We start from the raw sequence: 1,168 nt of genomic DNA on the forward strand, positions 1-1,168 counted from the left end.
CTTTTCTTGAAATCTTTTCATCGGCCTACCTCAGAACTTCTACGAGCGCCCCTATGGATTCGACTCGGTCCAATGTCATCGCTCCCGCGACCATCCGATACGATAGACGCAGCCGGTTTGCCGCCCCTCTACACTCTTCACATAGGCCAGCACGACATCTGACGTTGCCACCGGCTTGGTTCCAACAAAGAAGGGCCCGTAAAGCGTCGAAGAATCTCGCAGCATAGTAGGACTTACCAGGTTGATCCTTCGGTCGCTCTCGAGCTCGATTGCCGCACCGCGAACAAACCCTTCAAGGGCACCGTTGACCATTGCAGAAGACGTACCAAGCGGAATTGGATCTTCATTGGTGGGACCGGAAGTCAGCGTGAACGAACCACCGTCGCGAAGATACTTCCGTCCCGACCTTACGAGATTGACCTGCCCCATAAGCTTGCTTTTCAAGCCGATCGAGTATTGCTCAACTGAGAATTCTTGAAGCGTCGCAAAATGGACAGCTCCGGCTGTGCAAATTAGACAGTCGAAGTGACCGGTTTGGTTAAACAGCCGCGCGATTGACGAGGGGTCTTCAATATCGACATGGAAATCGCCGGAACTTCGATTGACCGCGATTATCTCGTGCCGTTTGCCAAGTTCCGCCGCAACGGCCCTGCCGATTACGCCACTTGCACCCACATGAACAATTTTCACGACACTCTCACTATCGCCAAAGCTAGGCCTAAACTCCCAACGGCTCTAGGGACCGGCGAAGAAGAACTTCTTGGTCCGCGTCGAGTTTTCTCAGCGGCCGACGGACGTTGCCTGTTCCAAAGCCTCGCAATTGCGCCGCGCGAAGAACCGACGGCGTGTATGGCGCCCTCCATACGAAAAGGATCGATGGAAGCATACGTTGCCACAAGGCCAGCGCGTGCTCGAACTTCCTGCCTACAACGAGATCATAAAGTTCTACCGCTTCGAATGGCATGTAGTTAGCCGCACCCCAAATCACACCGCGTGCTCCCGCCATGAGAGCGTATACCGTGGTGGGATCGGCGCCGTTCAGAACGGTTCCACCGGTCTGGAGAAATTCCTGATGGACGGTGAAATCGCCTGCACTATCTTTGATATAGTTGAAGTTTTTCAGTTGGCTCAGTCGTTCGAACAAATTTGGGGACACGGAAATCCCCGT

The 1,168-nt window shown here is 53.9% G+C and carries 2 protein-coding genes; both read right to left on the reverse strand.

The annotated features are described in order from the left end of the window. Positions 1-75: 75 nt before the first annotated feature. Complete coding sequence (locus tag X742_RS140450; RefSeq protein ID WP_023782596.1) at positions 76-690, reverse strand: short chain dehydrogenase; 615 nt, start codon at positions 688-690, stop codon at positions 76-78. Between the two features lie 28 nt (positions 691-718). Next, positions 719-1,168, reverse strand: a 450-nt coding sequence (locus X742_RS140445) for a dihydrodipicolinate synthase family protein (RefSeq protein ID WP_023775613.1), incomplete at its 5' end; no start/stop codon positions are given.

Source organism: Mesorhizobium sp. LNHC229A00, assembly GCF_000502415.1.
In the GTDB taxonomy this organism is placed as follows: domain Bacteria; phylum Pseudomonadota; class Alphaproteobacteria; order Rhizobiales; family Rhizobiaceae; genus Mesorhizobium.